Consider the following 17,307-nt stretch of genomic DNA (forward strand, 5'->3'; position numbering starts at 1 on the left):
ACAAGAAACCGCCCTTGGTAGATATGACATCTCCCGGGGCGGTTTCTTAATGTTTGTATCCTGAGATCATACAGACTATTACTCTCTTACCTCATGCTGTCTGTTCCACAATCGTGCATATAGGCCGTTGTTATCCAACAGTTCATCATGTCTTCCCTGCTCCACGACCCTTCCTTTGTCCAAAACTACAATACGGTCTGCGTTTCGAATCGTTTTGAGCCGATGAGCAATCGCAATAACTGTTCGACCTTGTACAAGACGATTAATAGCCTGCTGAATATCCCTTTCATTCTCAGGGTCCAGCGAAGACGTAGCTTCATCTAGCAAAACAATCGGCGAATTTTTAAGTATAGCGCGGGCAATGGATATCCTCTGTTTCTCGCCGCCCGATAACGTACTGCCTCCCTCACCTACCCGGGTATCATATCCCTTGGGTAGCCTGGATATAAAATCATGGCAACAAGCTTGGCGAGCAGCAGCTTCGATTTCTTCCTGTGTAGCATCGCTTTTGCCAAATCGAATATTGTTCGCAATGGTATCTTGAAACAGATATACATCCTGGAACACCATAGATATCTTGCGCAATAGCGCTTCCGTATTCATCTGTTGTATGTTGTTTCCACCTAATAGCACGCTGCCCTGATCCGGGTCGTAAAAGCGGGCAATCATCCGCAATACCGTACTTTTTCCGCTGCCGGAGGGTCCTACTAGTGCTGTGAAAGAACGAAACGGCATAGACATACTCACATTCCGCAATACTGGCTGATCACCATATCCAAAACTTACGTTTCTTAGTTCAATATCGTGTCTCTCCGAAGGCAACTGGTCACCCGGCATCACTGGCTCGTTCAGCAATTGGACGATACGTTCACCTGCCTGCTCGTGGTATCTAAATTCAGCGAAGTTTACAAGTGCAGTGGTTAGGGGATCATAAATACGTGTTCCTACAATCAGAAAAGAAACAAACACAATAACATCCATCTGACCCGCCAGCAGTAGATATACACCGATCATAACCATCCACGTCAAGCCAGACCGCATGAAAGCAATAGCAGCCAATACAATCGGTCCTAACAACCCTTCAATACGGATGCTGTGCCGCATCAGTTCTCTAAACGCAAGCTCCAGCCGGACAAAACGCTCACCAGTTAGCTGGTAGGCTTTAATCACCCGAATACCATTTAAATACTCCTGTAGACGATTCGCAGCATTGATTTTGGCACGCATATGATTGGCCCCCAGCCGCCGCTGGATACGGGAAGTAAGCAATACCAACAAAATGGCCACCGGAAAAGCAGCAAACAATGCCAGCGCCATCCGCCAATCTAAAAAGGATAATCCAATTAATGCCAGAAGCGGCATCGTCACCGCCCCGATCATCTGCGGCACCAAATGGGAAATCCCATGTTCCACCATTGTAAAATCACCCATCATCATATTGGCTAGGTCACCGGGATCGCGTTTGTTCAGAAATCCCAGAGATAGTCTACGCAAATGCTCAGCTAGACGCGACCTCCCGGTTACCGAGGCATCATAGGCTCCACGGTATTGGGAACGATAAGCCGGAATCTCACACAGAAACAGCAGAAGTAGCGACAGGAGCAGACCTCCACTAATCCACCATAAGCCAGCAGATTGGAGCGAAGCTCCCGGATGGATGAAAGGCTCGAAAATCAGACGGGCCGCCCCTACCAGCAAGGCAAAAGGAACCAACCCTGCGATATTGGCTAAGGTTGTGTATAATACCGGTTTTAACAGTACCCTTGGATTTCCAGCCGTGATACTTTGCAACATTCTCATCATTGAGCCGCCTCCTCTTCCCGTGCCCCAATCTGCCATTGTCCGACATCCGTGTAGGCCTGCCATAAGTGGGCATACAGGCCGTTTACTTCCAGCAACTCACTGTGCTGACCCCGTTCAGCAATACGTCCTTCCTGAAGCACCAGAATCTGATCCGCATGCTGAATAGTAGACAAACGGTGTGCAATAACAATAACCGTCTTGTTTTTCATTAGTTCTTTTAATGCCAGCTGCATTTCATATTCATTTTCAGGATCAGCAAATGCCGTAGCTTCATCCAATACGAGAATAGGTGCATTTTTGAGAATGGCACGTGCTACCGCAAGTCGCTGCTCTTCTCCGCCCGATAGGTATACCCCTCCAGCTCCGATGAGCGTATCATAGCCGTTCGGCAGCTTACAAATGAACTCATGACACTGTGCTGCCTTTGCAGCCGCTATAACCTGCTCCATAGAAGCCTTCGCATCACCTACGGCAATATTGTTAAATACGGAGTCATAAAACAAAAAAGTTTCCTGAAATACAAAAGCAACCGTATCCATCAGGTTAGATGTGCTCATCAGGCGGATATCGGCCCCACCAATGCGGATTGCACCTTTCTGTACATCCCAAAAACGCGGCACCAAATTGGCGATCGTCGATTTACCGGAACCAGACGGGCCGACTAAAGCGGTCATTTTCCCTTGTCTTGCCGTAAAAGTGATATTAGACAGCACATAGGTCGATGGATTGTCATCTCCGTCCTCATGCTTGTTAACCTCTTCTGTGTTTCCATAGGAAAAGAAAACTTGCTCGAACTGCACATCATAAGTAGTCGGCTTTTGCGGATGTGCTGGCTCTTGTATTGCAGGTTCTTTAAAAATACGGTCAATCCGATCAACGCCTTCATTAATATCACGCATTGAAGACATGAGATGCATAATTTTAAACATGGGTGCTGACACCCCGGGGGCCATTACCAGAAAAAATAGTAACACCGAGGCAAATGCAACATTCTGCGGGTTACCACTCAACAGGTATACACCGACAGGAAGTACAAAAGCAGCGAATGAGCCAATAATTACCTTAAAGACGAGAAAACCAGTTTCAAATTGGTCAGTGAATCTCATGCAATATTCACGATAATGCACCATATCGGAATAAAACTTACGAAACGAATGCACCGTCTGTCCAAACACCTTGATTGCGGGTATACCACGGACATACTGCACAGCCGATCCGTTTAGACGTTCCAGTGAGTTGTAATATTCCTTGATGTTATCCTGTGTTTTGGAGCCACCGATCAGCCTCATTTGAACGGTGAAAGCAAGCAGAATCGGCACGATACAAGCGAACGCCAACCATATATTCAAGCTAAACATGGCAACAATCATCACTACTGCTGTCACGATAACCTGCACCAGATCCGGTAATTGATGAGCGACAAACGTCTCTACTTTTTCCACATTTTGCTCCAAGGTCTTTTTGACAGCCCCCGTGGAAGTGCCATTAAGCCATCCTAAGGGGAGTTTACCGATGTGCGCAGACAGCTTGACGCGTAAGCCGTATAAAATACGGAAAGCCGCAATATGTGAGATAAGCCCGCCGATGTACATTGTAATAAGGCTGGCTAATAAACCTGCTAAAGCAATCAGTCCCCATTGAATCATCAATGGCCCGTCTGCTGTTGTAGGTTGTGCAGCGTGCTCAAGTAGCTCCTTGAGTACAAAATAAACTGAAGCATAAGGCACCAGCATGAAAATAGCACTTAAACCGGAAAATAAAGCGGAAACAGCAAGTAATCCGCGTTTTTCCCCAGCGATTTGAAGTAATCGGGCAATGCCCGTTTTTGGTTGCATGAATCATTTCTCCTTTCCAAATACGGCAGTTGCAGAATGCTTGAGCCTGTGTCTATTGTAGGCTCACATTCTGCTTCCTACCGCCAATTCCGGGAGAAACATCACCACTGGAAGGAGAGTTTTATAAAGATGAAGGTTTTATAAGGAGCATAAATTCTTATTTTTTCGGTAGGCACTTGGATTGTAGCCATATGTTTTACGGAATAGTGCGGCAAAATGACTAAAGTTACTATAGCCGACTATCGCTGACGCTTCACTGACTGAAATCTGCTCCTGTTCTAGCAGTTGCTTGGCTTTTTCCAGTCTCTGCTGGCGCACAAAGCCAAATACTGTTGTGCCGAATAGCTCTTTAAAGCCATTTTTCAGTTTTTGCTCATTAATATGTACCATCTGTGCCAACCGAATCAGACTGGGAGGCTGAACCAGTGTACGGAGTAAAATGTCTCGCGCCTCGTGAATACATTGCACATCAGTGGGTTTAATTGTCATAGAAAGTTTAGGTGGAGAAGTGCGTATTTCTTGCAAAAACAGAGCCATCAATTCCAGCGTCTTGCTCTCCAAGAAAAGCTGACGGGTTATGCCCTCATAAGAATGAGACGACAATTCCTGAGCAATAGCCCGCATATCAGGAGTAATCAACGCTTCCATGCAAGCAAAAGACTGCTCCAAACGAATACCCAGTTCCTGTAGTAACTCTCGCCATAGCAATGGATTAAAACGCAGCTCTAGATGATTCATCACATTACTAGCTGCTATCTCTGCGTGAATCTTCACATCATTCATGTAGACGAGCTGTACATGTCCCCCGTGCTCACGATCTGAACGAAAATCATCCACAGACCAAGTGGCGGAATAATCGATGTTTAGTGCCAACTCCAGATAAGGCTTATCAATTCTTCTTGATATCTGGACTGGCTCATGAAATAACATTTTGCTTTGTGATAGCTCAAGGCCATTGCGTAAAAAATGTGTTCGATGTATTCCGTCTCCCCACTTTTCGGGTATCTGATAAAAATGTTCGTGCTGTATTCCTGCTGGAGTGGAGCTATTTTCATGAATCATTAAGTTGGAATCGATTATCTGATTAAAATATTCATTAAAAGTAGACGGTGAAGTTTGTGTCTTCATCTTGTCATCACTTCCTTCTTATAGCTGGATTCGCAGGACATACGAGTTTCATTCACCATTACAATTATAATGATTATCATTCTCAATTAAAAGATGATAATCATTCGTTGAGTAATGGGTTTACATAATATATATTACATAAACCCATTATCTCATGGTCACTTTTACATCGAATTGAAGAAGTCTTCCTTGACTTCATTACCTGTCTGATCGTATATTATGGATAGATCTTCAATTAAGGGAGAGATTTTAATGTCGGTGAACGTTCTTAACTAAGCAATTGCATATTCAGGGAAGACCATCAGGCTCTTGTACCCTTTAGGGACAGGTTTGTTTCTTGCTGAGTTTTTACCCTGGTATTAGTTAAGAACATGCGGATATCATAAATCGCCTTAGGGATTATTTTCATCTAGGCCTTATTCCGTGCTGTGTTCAGCACGTTTTTTTTGTTTCCAACTTTTGTGAACTCCTTTTACACGTTTTTCTATTCATAAGCCAATGAACTGATATGTTGGTTGGCCTGTGGATTAAAACGCAGAATTGATGAGAGCACATGCTGGATTATAGGCTTATTTGATGATACACTCCCTCTCCCTTAAAGGGCGGAGAATGAACGTTTTGTTCATTCTCCGCCCTTTTTTTGTTTTTCAGAAAGGTTTTAAAAAATCCTGTCAATACACAACTAAAGGAGAGATTTATCCATGAATGAAACTACAATGTTGCGTTTGGAATATGATCAGATTACAACAAGAGTGTCTGAATGTGCTTTTTCGTACCTAGGTAAGCAGCATGCCGCTTCCATGCAGCCAATTACAGATATCCGTACAATCAAAATTCGTCTTAACGAAACGAGCGAAGCTTTACAGCTCATTCGCCACGGAGCTAGCGTACCTGTTCCTTCATTGGAAGGAATGGAGCACATTCTGCACCTCTTGGGAACTGGCTATATGTTCAGCGAGCGTGATTTTTCTCATTTGGCCCAATTCATCAGAAGCTGCATGCAGCTGATGAAATATATGCATGCCAAGGCGGATTCAGCTCCAACCGTCAGTGCTTATGCCTCTTCCATGTATGACATGGAGTCACTCCTATCCGAAATCGAGAGATGCATTTACTCGGGTCGAGTAACGGATAATGCCAGTAAAGAACTAGCTAAAATTCGCAAAAAAATTGCAGTTACTGAAGAACGTATCAAGAGGAAACTAGATTCTCTTATCAGCCGTCACCGATCCATCATGCAGGAAAATATGATCAGTCAGCGCAATGGCCGTTACGTCCTTCCGATCAAAAAAGAATTCCGCAAACAGGTGAAAGGCAATGTACTGGATGAGTCTGGTAGCGGTCAGACCGTCTATGTGGAACCTGCCGAGATCATAAATCTGCAATTCGAACAGAGCGCAAATATGGCAGAAGAATCAAAAGAGGAAATGAAAGTGCTAGGAGACCTGACCGCAATGGCTGAGTCATACAACCGTGAACTAAGCATTAATACAGAGACGGTAGGCATACTGGATTTTTTATTAGCTAAAGCCAAATACGCTATGACTCTGGATGCTGTCTCTGTCGAGCTTAACGATGATGGGATAATAGATATCTATGGTGCACGTCACCCATTGATGGCCCATACAATGGTGCCGCTTGATTTCTCAATTGGTGAAGGTTATTCTTCACTTATTATTACCGGTCCGAATACAGGCGGAAAAACGATGGCTCTCAAAAGCGTAGGTTTGTTAACACTCATGGTGCAATCCGGCCTGCTGGTACCTGTTTTGCAAGGTAGCCGAATGGCTGTATTCGAGGACATTGTGGTAGACATCGGGGATGGCCAAAGCATTGAACATGCTTTGAGCACCTTTTCTGCTCATATTCGCAATATGATTGGCATTTTGGAAACGGCAGGCAGCTCTACTCTGATCCTGATCGACGAAATGGCCTCTGGCACTGATCCGGGAGAAGGCGTAGGCCTATCTATCGCGCTGCTGGAAGAATTTCATCGTCGCCGTGCGACAGTAGTGGCTACCACGCACTTTAGCGAAATCAAGCATTTTGCTGAAAACACACCGGGGTTCCAAAATGCTCGTATGGAGTTTGATACCGAAACGTTGCAACCCTTGTACCGACTTCGCATCGGCGAGGCCGGGGAAAGCTACGCATACGCAATTGCTTTGAAGCTAGGCATGTGGACTCGCATTATCGAGCGTTCTGAGGCCATTTCTGCTGGAAGAACGTCTCAGGATGCACAGGAGTTTTTGGTTATTCCCCCTTCTTTTGATGATAAAAAGTCTGACGATGTATATAAACCTGCCTCTAAAAAAGCATCTACAGACCGCACAGTCGCAAAACAGGGAAAACAAGAGCACCCGCTCATAACCAAGCCATTTGCTCTTGGAGATAGTGTTTATGCCAGCTACCTAGATCGAACCGGTATTGTTTACAAAACCGAGGATGAACGAGGCAATGTTGGAATTTTGATTCAAGGACAAAAGCTGATCATAAACAAAAAGAGGCTCACTCTTCACATCGCTGCAACAGAATTGTATCCTGACGACTATGATTTGGATATTGTTTTAGAAACAAAGGAAAACCGCAAAAAACGGAAGCTTCTAACGCGCAAGCATGTTCAGGGGCTAATAATTGAATCTCCCTCGGAAAATGAAAAATAAGTTGCTTTGAAATGTTATACGTATCAAACAAATAAACATAATATATATTATGTAAACTAACAAAAGAAAAAAGGCGTGTCTTAAGTTCAAGGCACGCTCTTTTGCTTTTATTTTATCTTATACCTCAAGATGGTGTGACTGCATGTAGTTGTATATAGCACCTAGCAAATTCGCTTCATTGCCTAACTTACTTTGTTCAATATCTGCACGCACAAAATTTAAGATCGAATGCAGGTAAAGTTTCTCTAATTCTTCTTTAATGGTAGCAACCAGCAAAGGATTGGCAGATATGCCTCCCCCGATCACAAACTTTTGAGGGTCAAGAATTGTTTGTAAATTAATAATTTGTGTTGCGATGTTCCTACAGTATTCTTGAAAAATCTTTTGTACCGTGTGATCATCTTCTTCAATAAGCTTGAATACTTTTTCACCTGTTATAGTATCTTCAGGAAGTCCTTTAGCCTTGGCAACAGTTTTAGCTAAAACAGAACTACTCCCTTGCATACCAAGCAGATAATCAACATTGTCTGCATGCTCATTGTTAGTTCTGATGAAGGAGAATTCCCCAGCCGATAAATGATGGCCTTTCAGCAATTTCCCTTGAGAGATGATTCCACCGCCCATTCCTGTTCCAACTACCAAAACAACACCATCAGCGATCCCCTGTAGTGAGCCGCGCCATACTTCTCCAAGAGCTGCACACTTCCCATCACTTTCAATAGCTACAGGCAAATGAAACGCTTTCTTGAAAACTTCGATCATATTGATATCGTTTATATACCTTAACGAACCACCATGCACCATATGACCAGTGACCGAGTCCACAATACCTGGCATGCTGACGGCTACTCCTTCACATTCATCTATAAACTGATTATGAATTTGCTTCAAGACTATAAGCAGATTCTCTAGTGAATCTAATGGTGTAGCAACTTTACCTTTCGTCATAAATTTATCTTGAAAATATAAACTGAATTTAATAAAAGAGCCACCAATATCAAAAACCAGTATTTTATTTTTCATGGTGCTTATAGTCCTCTCATTGGGTAGTGTGAAATCTGGAGTGTATCTCTTAATAACGATAATTAATATTAATGCTTTTGTAAATCCATCATTTTCTTTATCGTTAATAACACACCGTTCTCTTCATTGGATTTGGTGATAAAACTTGCTGCATTTTTAGTATTCTCACAAGCATTTTTTACAGCAAAACTGTATTTGGCAATACTCATAAGCTCCACGTCATTTTCACCATCTCCAAAAGACATGGTTTCGTCCATAGTAACACCCAATATCTCTTGGAGTTTTCTTACCGTCTCCCCTTTATGGGTATGAAGGGCTGTAATATCCAGCCAATTTGCTTCAGAATCTACAATATAAATTTGGTCTAGCAGCGTCTTTTCAACATGTTTTCTTAAAATGGAACTTCTCCCTGATGGATCGTAAACAGTTATTTTAAGAAAGTTGCTATTTATTTGATCAAACGAATCAATCTTCAGCACTTCCTTGTAGGAGCCCTTCACAATCTTGTAATATTCCTCTTGAATTTGAGAGTGGACATAGGCTGCTTCAGTTGTACATGCGATGATAATAAAATCCTTAGCGAAAGCTTCAATTTGACTGATCGCTTGTAATGCCAAATTACGTTCAATTGTAAACTCTTTTACAACAACTCCATCCCTTTTAATACGAGTAGCACTGTCTCCCAAAATCCAGATTCCTTTTCCGTGCTCATCAAACAACTCTTCTACTCTTTCACATTGCTTACCTGTACAAGCAACAAAGGCGATATTATTTTCTTTCATCTCTCCGTACACCTGATTAAATAATTCAACATCAAAAGTACCACTATTGTTCAGAAAAGTACCATCCAAATCACTTACTACCAGTTTAAACATAAATAAGCCTCCCTTAATTGTTAGAGTTTCCTACCTGTCAGTTCATACTTACGGTTTTTTATGTTCTTTCCAGGGATCAATATCAAAGTCTCTATTAACCTAAGACATTTTCAATCCCCACATTGTCCCACTCCCTTGTATTCGTATCTCGACCTTTAGCAAAACCTATCCAATGTAATGGGCTCGAAACAGATTCGATTCACTTCATAAATGACTTAATTAAACATGTTAATAAAGTGAGTAAAAAAAGAACCTTTATTAAGTGGATACAAAGCTACTCGAAAAAATCATCGATGGAGCGGTAAGGCTTTACTTCTATAGGATCTCTTGATAACACTAAACAACAATACGTTCCCCCCCATATAACTAAACATAATAAAATGAGTGAGATCATAGGGTACTCTCCTTTCTCTTTTAGGTTATATATTTACTTTAGCCGATGAAACGCGTTTCAGGTCAAGTTGTAATTTGTCTTAACTCTTCAAAATTTTCTTCTTCAGTATCCGATTCACTTGTTCTGAACTGAGCAGCATAAAAAGAAGGAAAACAACGACTGCAACTGGAAAAAAATGAATACTTACCTGTGAAGCTATAATCCCAAAAATGGGCGGGAGCAAAGTCGTTCCTGTATAAGCAACTGCCATTTGATACCCCATGAGTTTAGCGGAATTTTCCTTACCAAACCGTGTTGGTGTTTCATGAAGAAGTCCAGGGTAAATCGGCGCAAGCCCTAAACCAATAAGAATAAAACCGGGTAATAAAAAGGCAACAGGCAAAGGAAGCAACAAAATGAGTCCTCCTGCAACAGCAGTAAGTTGGCCAATTCGGATTAACATACCATTATTTATTTTTATAGTTACAAACCCCGTAATAAGCCTGCCAACCGTGATTCCACCATAGTATAAAGATATCCAACCAGCAGCAGTGTCGGCTGTGATGTTCCTTGCGCCTACCAAATAGCTGGCTCCCCATAAGCCCACCGTGGCTTCCACACCACAATAAAACAAAAAAGCAATGAGCGTGTTCTTAACTCCTTTCATTCGAATTGGATTTTGTTTGGGTATGTTCTCAACATGTACGATATTGTCATCCATCTGTGAGTAGTCTGATGGGGATTCAGAAATAATGGGATTTTGTATCGCGGTAACACGTTTCCATAATGGCAGTGTAATGAGCAAAATAATAACAAGGCCCCACTGAATCATGGATACGGCTGTGTAACCACTTCTCCATGAATTGTAGTTCGAAATGTAGAAAGACATAATTATCGGCCCCATGGTAGCTCCAACTCCCCAAAAGCAATGCAGCCAACTCATATGATGTGCCTTATAATGAGTAGCCACATACTGATTGAGTGCTGCATCAACAGCTCCCCCGCCAAGTCCAAGAGGGATTGCTAATAGTACAAGCCAAAATAATGAAGGCGCAAAAGAAAATCCAAGTAACGCTCCTGCAGTCAAAAAGCAGCTCATTAGAGTAATCTTACCTGTGCCTATTTTTTCAATGATACTTCCGCTAGCTAGACTTGATACAATGGTTCCGCCTGCAACGACCATGGATACTATTCCAGCTGACCCAAAAGCTGCCCCAAGTTCCGGCCACATCACAGGCCATGCTGCCCCAAACAGGGAATCCGGGATTCCCAAGCTAATAAACGCTAGATAAATAATAATCAGAAACCAGGTTGCCAACATTCCTCTCCTCCTCTGCTCAATATGATGATGTCATTATTTAAAGACAATAATAGGACGTTCTAATTCTTTTAGAGTTAATCCTCTCAACCCTGTTTTAAAATCTTCATAAAATAAATCTGAGAGAACAATGTCAGGATACAAAGGCATCTCATGCTTAGCTTTGTAGGCTTCCAAAAAATGATAGAAAACCTCTTCTTCTATATTCTCTCTATAGACCACAATTTGATTAGGATCGAATACAGACTGTAATATTTGAATAATTTCACATACACTATTGAAAAAAACTTCTCTTCCCTTGCTTTCATCCCAAACTATAGACGGAAGGAATTTGATTTCACCAGCCAATCCATGCTTGCCCTTTAAAACCCCATTACGCAAATAAATTCCCATCCCCGGTGGTGAATTTTCAGGAAAATAGACAGCCAGCACACATTGATCTTCATCAATCTGTTCTCTGTAAACGTATCCACATACAGCCGCATTTACATCATTCTCCACAATAACTGGTAAACCAAATTGGCTCTGCACATCCTCTGCCAGCCGAATTCCATTCAACCTTTCATGACTGCTGACTGTAATCTCTCCATCTACAGATTGTCCTGGGATTCCAATACCAATAACTTTAATGGAGGGATAAAGAGAAATGATATCTTGAATTATGGAATAAAATTGTGTAGCATCAAAAATTCGGAAGGGATGTTCTTCTTTCATGAGGACGTCCTCGTTTAAATTAACTACCGTGGTCGATACTACATCCATTCCTTGTTTTTCATTAATGTGTATAATCAGTGCCAGACTATACTCATAATTAAAACGATAGGTTAACGCATGTCTACCACCATTTGAAGGAACGATTTCATCTTCAAAAATTTCTCCATTATTAAGCAATTCCTGCATAAGAGTGTTGATAGTCACCACGCTTAAATCAGTCAATGCGGCCAGTTGGGGCTTTGTGGCCTTGCTAACCTGCTTCAATACTTTGCGAACCAGATTCAAGTTTATTTCTTTAATTAAATTTGTATTGGCTTTTTCCATACAGTGCTCCTTTGTTTACAAAATTAGTGAGATCACTTCATAAACCATATTTATAAAGTGATCTCACTAATCTTGTAGCAAAATATTACCTTTGTCAAGAGCATAGGATACTGGCTATTAAATAAGAACATGAAATCATGGTTACAATTTACAATTCAAGTTTTAATTCTTTTAATTGAGTTTACATAATAACATTTATGTAAACTCAATTTATTTCATTATACAATACACTCGTGGAACATACTTACAATCCCGTTATTGGGATCTGAATATCCAGCTTATCCATCGCTTTTTCTTTTTCTCGATCTGTAACATGAGTATATACCGTTGTCGTTTGGATGGATGAGTGACCTAATAGCTCCTGTACGGTACGTAGATCTGCTCCCTTACGTAATAGCATCGTCGCAAATGTATGCCGCAGCTTATGACTGGAATAAGCCTCTCGACGTTCTATACCCTTTTCTTGCTGGAATCGTTCAAACGTTTCTGTAGCAATCTGTTGAATAGAACGCACTGCCAGACGTCGGCCTTTTTGGGATACGAACATCGCGTCTTCTTTACCTCTCCACGGCGTCAATCTTTCCTCCAACGCTTGCTCTATAAAATCACATACAGCCGTTGGTACTGGCAGGGTACGCCATTTACGCCCTTTACCGAACACATCTAATGTGCGTCTTTCTCGGCTGTAATCCGAGACATTCAAAGAATGAACCTCCCCCACCCGCAATCCCATGTAGACCATGAGCAGAAAAATAGCCATATTACGATTTGCATATTTCCCTTCCACCGCAAGCAAAAATGGCTGAATGTCCTTCTCGTCCAGATAAACGGGCATACGATTCTTTTCAGTCTTTGCTTTTTTGATTCCCGCTGCCGGATTGGTGCTGCATAATTCAAATTCCTGTAGCGCTCTAAAAAAACTATTCACCGCAGCATGCTTCCGGTTCCGCGTACTATCTCCGGCGCCTCCCTCCCGCGCTTTAGATAAATATGACATCACATGAATCTTTTTCACCTGGTCGAGTGGTTTATCACGCAATGTACGTAAAAACTGTTTTACATCCCCTGTGTAATTTTTTTGCGTATGTATCGTATATCCGGCATCCTTCATCCAGATCAAAAATGCTTCCAGCTCCTCATTATACACTTCATCAATTTCGTCTATAGTATCCAGATCCATATGACGCAGTTCTTTTTTCATCGTGCTTGCCTCCATTCAGTTCAAAATCCAAAAAATGCTGTAAAACGATCATTTTCGTCTGATTTTTATCGACAATCCAATCGACATCTTATGCAGGAGAGCATCTAAAAGTCGTTTTAAACCTAAACTGCGTATAATTTATATTATACGCAGTTTTTTGAGCCCTTTTTAAGTATAAATAAAGCGTGTCTCTCTTGTCCAGTCTATGTACTTACCCTTTTTTGTTCATCCGATTATACGTCAACACATACTGCCTGTCTGACGGCAGATTCCTGCTGGACGCCTACATGCCTTATCATTTAAACTATTAGAAATTAATTTTTGAAAGAGTGGGATTACGGCGAAAGCATGAGACTCCATCGCCCTATCTTACAATGAAGTACAAGCATCATTTTCTGCCAGCTATAATTTCGTTTATATACTACATAATAATTATTATGTAAACTAATACTGGAGGATGATTGTATGATTAACAAATTGCACTGGTTGCCGGTCGGTCAGCTTGATATTGATCGCTCCTCACTCAACCATCATGCACAGCCCGGTGAACTGGTGCGTCTGCAAATCTGGTCGTATCTGCTGGAGACAGATCACGGTCCGATCCTCATAGATACCGGTATGCCAGATTCGTTTATCGACAACCCAGATTATTTTAAAAGTACACCGTTTGAAGGACGCTTCATCCCCCGTATGACAGCCGATGATAGTATCGTGGCAGTACTGGATCGGATCGGCTATCAACCAGACGATATTCATGCCATCGTTATCTCCCATATGCATATGGATCATGCCGGAGGCAATCCGCATTTTCCGAATACACCGATTTATGTGCAGCAGACCGAAGCAGAAGCTGCGATCGGTAATCTAGAGTATGCGCCGCCGGAATGCGTGCAGACGAACTTGAATTACCGACTGCTCCAAGGGGACCATGAGCTGGTTCCGGGCTTGCAACTGCTCTATACTCCGGGTCATTCGCCGGGTCATCAGTCCGCGCTGATCACAACAAAGGAATCGGGTCCGATCATGCTGACGATTGATGTTGCCTACACTCAGGAGAATTACGCAAACGACGTGCCATTTGACGGCTTTGACCGTGAACAGACACGCCAGTCAATTGCCCGTATTCAGCAGATTGTGCAGGAGGTCAAGCCGAGTCTGCTGTTCTTCGGTCATGATCCTGAGCAAGTAGCTGTTCAGCCGGTATATCCACAATATAAATAATGATAAATGTTGTAGCCTCTTATTCTTTTCTTCTCATTAGGTAGTTGTAACCTTTGCAGTTTTGATTGGCTCCTCACCACAGCTTCCAGCAAATTGATAAGTGATTCCATATATATGAAGCTAATTGTCCCTAATCTCCTGTTATCGCCAGCATAAGGAAGTATATCTAAGAACTCATGGGGTGAGTAGCTGTCGACACGTTATGGATGATGAGGATAAGTATTTTGCTGTCTCGTTCCGTTTTCCCTTGATCATCCAGCACGATATACTTAAAGAAGTCGAAAGGCAACCTTATATTCAGTCTATGCTTATTTCTAAAATGTAGATTTATTCTTGACAAAGGGAGTGTTCATTTATTTATGAGTACCGAAATGCTGGAACGTCGAAGTGAGATTTTAAAACGAAACATTCATCAGCTGCTGGTTCAGGAAAATCAACACGGTGTGACACGGCAGGAAAATTACACGTTGCATAAAATGATCAGAGAGTTGCATCAAACCTCTCATGCCTTGAATACTTCCCGTTGAGATGAAAGGCTGCTACAAGAAATAAAAAATAACCTTCAGTTCCACTTCCTTAGTGGTGTTGAAGGTTATTTTTTATTTTTTATCCTTTTGAGCGACTCAGCAGATATAAGAAGTATGGCGCACCTATGATGGCAACAATTAATCCTGTCGGAATTTCTTTCTGTAAAGGTAAGGCTCGTGTGATCGTATCCGCTACAAGTACCAGGAGTGCTCCGACTAAAGCACACGTTACAAGCAGCATTTTATGCTTCGGACCCACCAGCTTTCTTGCCAAATGTGGAGCTACCAAACCGACAAAACCGATTCCGCCACTAACCGACACACTTGAACTAGCCAGTCCGACCGCAGCCGCGAGGAGAAGAATACGTTCCTTTTCGATAGGTGTACCTAACCCGGATGCCGTCTGATCCCCCAAATTAAGCACATTCATAACATTTGCTTTATAGTATGCGAAAGGAAGCAATACAATTAGCCAAGGCAGCAGAGCCATTACGAATTTCCAATTTGAACCCCATATGCTTCCTGCTAACCAATTAGCTACAAACGTGTAGCTTTCAGGTGTTAACTTAAGAGTCATAATGATCATGGTAGCACTGATACCCGCCGCTACCCCAATTCCGCTCAGCAATAGCCTTGTCGGAGAAATACCTTCGCCTTTTTTGTAAGAAAGAGCATAAATCAGAATAGCAGCCGCTCCCGATCCAATGAGCGCAAGAGCGGGAAGTAAAAATAATGAATTCATCGTTTGCATCGATGGGAAAAGCAGTACAAACAGCATAACCATCAGCCCGGCGCCTGCATTAATCCCCAGAATACCAGGGTCCGCTAGGCTGTTACGCGATACCCCCTGCATAATGCAACCGGAAACAGCCAAACCTGCGCCAATCAGAATGGAAATAACCATTCGCGGCAACCGGAATTCAAAGAGAATTAATTCCTGCTGTGGAGTCCCTTGTCCAAACAAGGTTCTAAAAAGCTCCATTGGCGAAAGCCGAATCGTTCCTGTATTCGCGCTTATGGTGAATGCAGTAATGAGCAATACAAGCAAAATGATAACAACGATCCAATCATGGATTTTTTTACGGTGACTTGCTTTGGCAATAGCACCATTCGTAACGTTACTCATCTTACAGTGCCCTCCTTTCTTTACGTGCCAGATAAAGGAAGAATGGAACACCAATTAAGGCAATAAGTACGCCCACTGGTGTTTCCTCAGGTGCGTTAATCATACGGGCCGCCAGATCGGCAAAAACGATAAGTAAAGCTCCCATAATAGCCGAACAAGGAATAATCCAGCGATAATCGACCCCAACCAGTTTGCGCGTGATGTGGGGAATAATCAACCCTACGAACCCTATAGAACCAACCAACGATACCGCGGCACCCGCCAGGATCAATACGAGAATCATACCGGCGACCTTTACCATCCCAGTTCGCTGACCAAGACTCAATGCAATTTCGTCTCCTAGGCTAAGTAACGTAATGGAGCGTGATAACATGAGAGCACCGATAAAAGCTGCCACAACCCATGGAACAACAATGCCTAGCTGAACCCACTTGGTCCCACTAAGTCCTCCAGCATACCAAAAGGCCAAATCCTGTCCAACATTAAAATATAAACTGATCGTATCACCTAAGGCAGACAGCAACGCCGTGACAGCTGCACCCGCCAATACAAGACGAACTGGCGTAATACCTGATTTGGAAATAGCGCTTGTACCATAGACCATCACAACTGCCAAGGCTGCACCTACAAAAGAATACAACATTAACTGCAAAAAGGAAGTACCCGGAAAAAGAGCAAAGCAAATCGCCATCGTCAAGCTGGCGCCCGAATTCAGCCCAAGCAAGCCAGAGTCCGCAAGCGGATTGCGGGTCATTCCCTGCATAATGGCTCCTGCTACGGCAAAACAAACTCCGATTAACACACCACCCAGAATCCGAGGTAGTCGGATTTCCCATATAATTTGATGGTTTTGCAGCTCTGGATTAAAATGAAAGACGGCGTTCCAGACTTCCTCCAGTCTGATTGAGGCTGCACCAAATGATAAGGACAGAGCGATACCGAACGCTAACAGTGCTAATCCGGCTGTCAGGATAAGCGAAGCCGCCCATGGCCGCGAGTGGAATTGAGTCGGCGGCTGATTGTGATTACTTTGAGCAGGACTATCCGAAGATTCTGATAATTTCATAACTATGGTTCACCCTTACTGTTGAATAGTATGTAGGTATCACGAAAACCTGTAGTGGAGATAATGTCTGATAATGAGAATTATTATCATGCAATCTTTACTATTGTAAA

Annotated in this window: 13 protein-coding genes; 3 read left to right on the forward strand and 10 right to left on the reverse strand. The window is 42.6% G+C overall.

From position 1 onward, the window contains the following. Window positions 1–78: 78 nt before the first annotated feature. From MKX36_RS13100 to MKX36_RS13110, 3 genes are all read right to left on the reverse strand, one after another. A complete protein-coding gene (locus MKX36_RS13100; protein ID WP_025364985.1) occupies window positions 79–1,800 on the reverse strand; it encodes an ABC transporter ATP-binding protein in 1,722 nt (573 codons plus the stop codon). Continuing rightward, window positions 1,800–3,638: an ABC transporter ATP-binding protein gene (locus tag MKX36_RS13105; RefSeq protein ID WP_025364986.1), complete on the reverse strand. Its 1,839-nt coding sequence runs from the start codon at window positions 3,636–3,638 to the stop codon at window positions 1,800–1,802. The genes MKX36_RS13100 and MKX36_RS13105 overlap by 1 nt, the downstream gene beginning before the upstream one ends. Before the next feature lie 138 nt (window positions 3,639–3,776). After that, window positions 3,777–4,766: a helix-turn-helix transcriptional regulator gene (locus MKX36_RS13110; protein ID WP_031461547.1), complete on the reverse strand. Its 990-nt coding sequence runs from the start codon at window positions 4,764–4,766 to the stop codon at window positions 3,777–3,779. 701 nt (window positions 4,767–5,467) lie between these two features. Between MKX36_RS13110 and MKX36_RS13115 the strand changes: the two genes are divergently transcribed. Further along, window positions 5,468–7,429, forward strand: coding sequence for an endonuclease MutS2 (locus tag MKX36_RS13115; protein ID WP_290415876.1), 1,962 nt, complete (start codon window positions 5,468–5,470; stop codon window positions 7,427–7,429). A gap of 117 nt (window positions 7,430–7,546) precedes the next feature. Here the strand turns inward: MKX36_RS13115 and MKX36_RS13120 are convergent, their stop codons facing one another. From MKX36_RS13120 to MKX36_RS13140, 5 genes are all read right to left on the reverse strand, one after another. After that, complete coding sequence (locus MKX36_RS13120; protein ID WP_340864851.1) at window positions 7,547–8,452, reverse strand: ROK family protein; 906 nt, start codon at window positions 8,450–8,452, stop codon at window positions 7,547–7,549. A gap of 68 nt (window positions 8,453–8,520) precedes the next feature. Continuing rightward, on the reverse strand, window positions 8,521–9,327 hold the full coding sequence (locus tag MKX36_RS13125; RefSeq protein WP_025364990.1) for an HAD-IIB family hydrolase: 807 nt from the start codon (window positions 9,325–9,327) through the stop codon (window positions 8,521–8,523). Window positions 9,328–9,800: 473 nt separating this feature from the next. Then, the gene (locus MKX36_RS13130) at window positions 9,801–11,021 is read right to left on the reverse strand and encodes an MFS transporter (protein ID WP_090890557.1); all 1,221 of its coding nucleotides are present in this window, start codon (window positions 11,019–11,021) and stop codon (window positions 9,801–9,803) included. 33 nt (window positions 11,022–11,054) lie between these two features. Then, the gene (locus tag MKX36_RS13135; RefSeq protein WP_340864852.1) at window positions 11,055–12,056 is read right to left on the reverse strand and encodes an ROK family protein; all 1,002 of its coding nucleotides are present in this window, start codon (window positions 12,054–12,056) and stop codon (window positions 11,055–11,057) included. A gap of 244 nt (window positions 12,057–12,300) precedes the next feature. Beyond that, window positions 12,301–13,257, reverse strand: coding sequence for a tyrosine-type recombinase/integrase (locus MKX36_RS13140; RefSeq protein WP_045244518.1), 957 nt, complete (start codon window positions 13,255–13,257; stop codon window positions 12,301–12,303). A gap of 465 nt (window positions 13,258–13,722) precedes the next feature. Here MKX36_RS13140 and aiiA point away from each other — a divergent pair, with 465 nt between their 5' ends. Together aiiA and MKX36_RS13150 are read left to right on the forward strand one after the other, a co-directional pair. Continuing rightward, the gene (gene aiiA / locus MKX36_RS13145; RefSeq protein WP_290409976.1) at window positions 13,723–14,478 is read left to right on the forward strand and encodes a quorum-quenching N-acyl homoserine lactonase AiiA; all 756 of its coding nucleotides are present in this window, start codon (window positions 13,723–13,725) and stop codon (window positions 14,476–14,478) included. A gap of 359 nt (window positions 14,479–14,837) precedes the next feature. After that, the gene (locus MKX36_RS13150; RefSeq protein WP_007432475.1) at window positions 14,838–15,005 is read left to right on the forward strand and encodes a hypothetical protein; all 168 of its coding nucleotides are present in this window, start codon (window positions 14,838–14,840) and stop codon (window positions 15,003–15,005) included. A 79-nt stretch (window positions 15,006–15,084) separates the two neighbouring features. Here MKX36_RS13150 and MKX36_RS13155 read toward each other — a convergent pair whose 3' ends face one another. After that, window positions 15,085–16,131, reverse strand: coding sequence for a FecCD family ABC transporter permease (locus MKX36_RS13155; protein WP_290409977.1), 1,047 nt, complete (start codon window positions 16,129–16,131; stop codon window positions 15,085–15,087). A gap of 1 nt (window position 16,132) precedes the next feature. Continuing rightward, window positions 16,133–17,197, reverse strand: a complete 1,065-nt coding sequence (locus tag MKX36_RS13160) for a FecCD family ABC transporter permease (RefSeq protein WP_016820753.1) — start codon at window positions 17,195–17,197, stop codon at window positions 16,133–16,135. Window positions 17,198–17,307 lie beyond the last annotated feature (110 nt).

It is taken from the genome of Paenibacillus sp. FSL W8-0439 (assembly GCF_038008995.1).
Classification (GTDB): domain Bacteria; phylum Bacillota; class Bacilli; order Paenibacillales; family Paenibacillaceae; genus Paenibacillus; species Paenibacillus polymyxa.

What these genes read in the sequence shown, in the direction of transcription:
- MKX36_RS13100 (WP_025364985.1), bottom strand. Translation starts at nt 1,800, where the DNA reads ATGAGAATGTTGCAAAGTATCACGGCTGGAAATCCAAGGGTACTGTTA.
- MKX36_RS13105 (WP_025364986.1), bottom strand. Translation starts at nt 3,638, where the DNA reads ATGCAACCAAAAACGGGCATTGCCCGATTACTTCAAATCGCTGGGGAA.
- MKX36_RS13110 (WP_031461547.1), bottom strand. Translation starts at nt 4,766, where the DNA reads ATGAAGACACAAACTTCACCGTCTACTTTTAATGAATATTTTAATCAG.
- MKX36_RS13115 (WP_290415876.1), top strand. Translation starts at nt 5,468, where the DNA reads ATGAATGAAACTACAATGTTGCGTTTGGAATATGATCAGATTACAACA.
- MKX36_RS13120 (WP_340864851.1), bottom strand. Translation starts at nt 8,452, where the DNA reads ATGAAAAATAAAATACTGGTTTTTGATATTGGTGGCTCTTTTATTAAA.
- MKX36_RS13125 (WP_025364990.1), bottom strand. Translation starts at nt 9,327, where the DNA reads ATGTTTAAACTGGTAGTAAGTGATTTGGATGGTACTTTTCTGAACAAT.
- MKX36_RS13130 (WP_090890557.1), bottom strand. Translation starts at nt 11,021, where the DNA reads ATGTTGGCAACCTGGTTTCTGATTATTATTTATCTAGCGTTTATTAGC.
- MKX36_RS13135 (WP_340864852.1), bottom strand. Translation starts at nt 12,056, where the DNA reads ATGGAAAAAGCCAATACAAATTTAATTAAAGAAATAAACTTGAATCTG.
- MKX36_RS13140 (WP_045244518.1), bottom strand. Translation starts at nt 13,257, where the DNA reads ATGAAAAAAGAACTGCGTCATATGGATCTGGATACTATAGACGAAATT.
- aiiA (WP_290409976.1), top strand. Translation starts at nt 13,723, where the DNA reads ATGATTAACAAATTGCACTGGTTGCCGGTCGGTCAGCTTGATATTGAT.
- MKX36_RS13150 (WP_007432475.1), top strand. Translation starts at nt 14,838, where the DNA reads ATGAGTACCGAAATGCTGGAACGTCGAAGTGAGATTTTAAAACGAAAC.
- MKX36_RS13155 (WP_290409977.1), bottom strand. Translation starts at nt 16,131, where the DNA reads ATGAGTAACGTTACGAATGGTGCTATTGCCAAAGCAAGTCACCGTAAA.
- MKX36_RS13160 (WP_016820753.1), bottom strand. Translation starts at nt 17,197, where the DNA reads ATGAAATTATCAGAATCTTCGGATAGTCCTGCTCAAAGTAATCACAAT.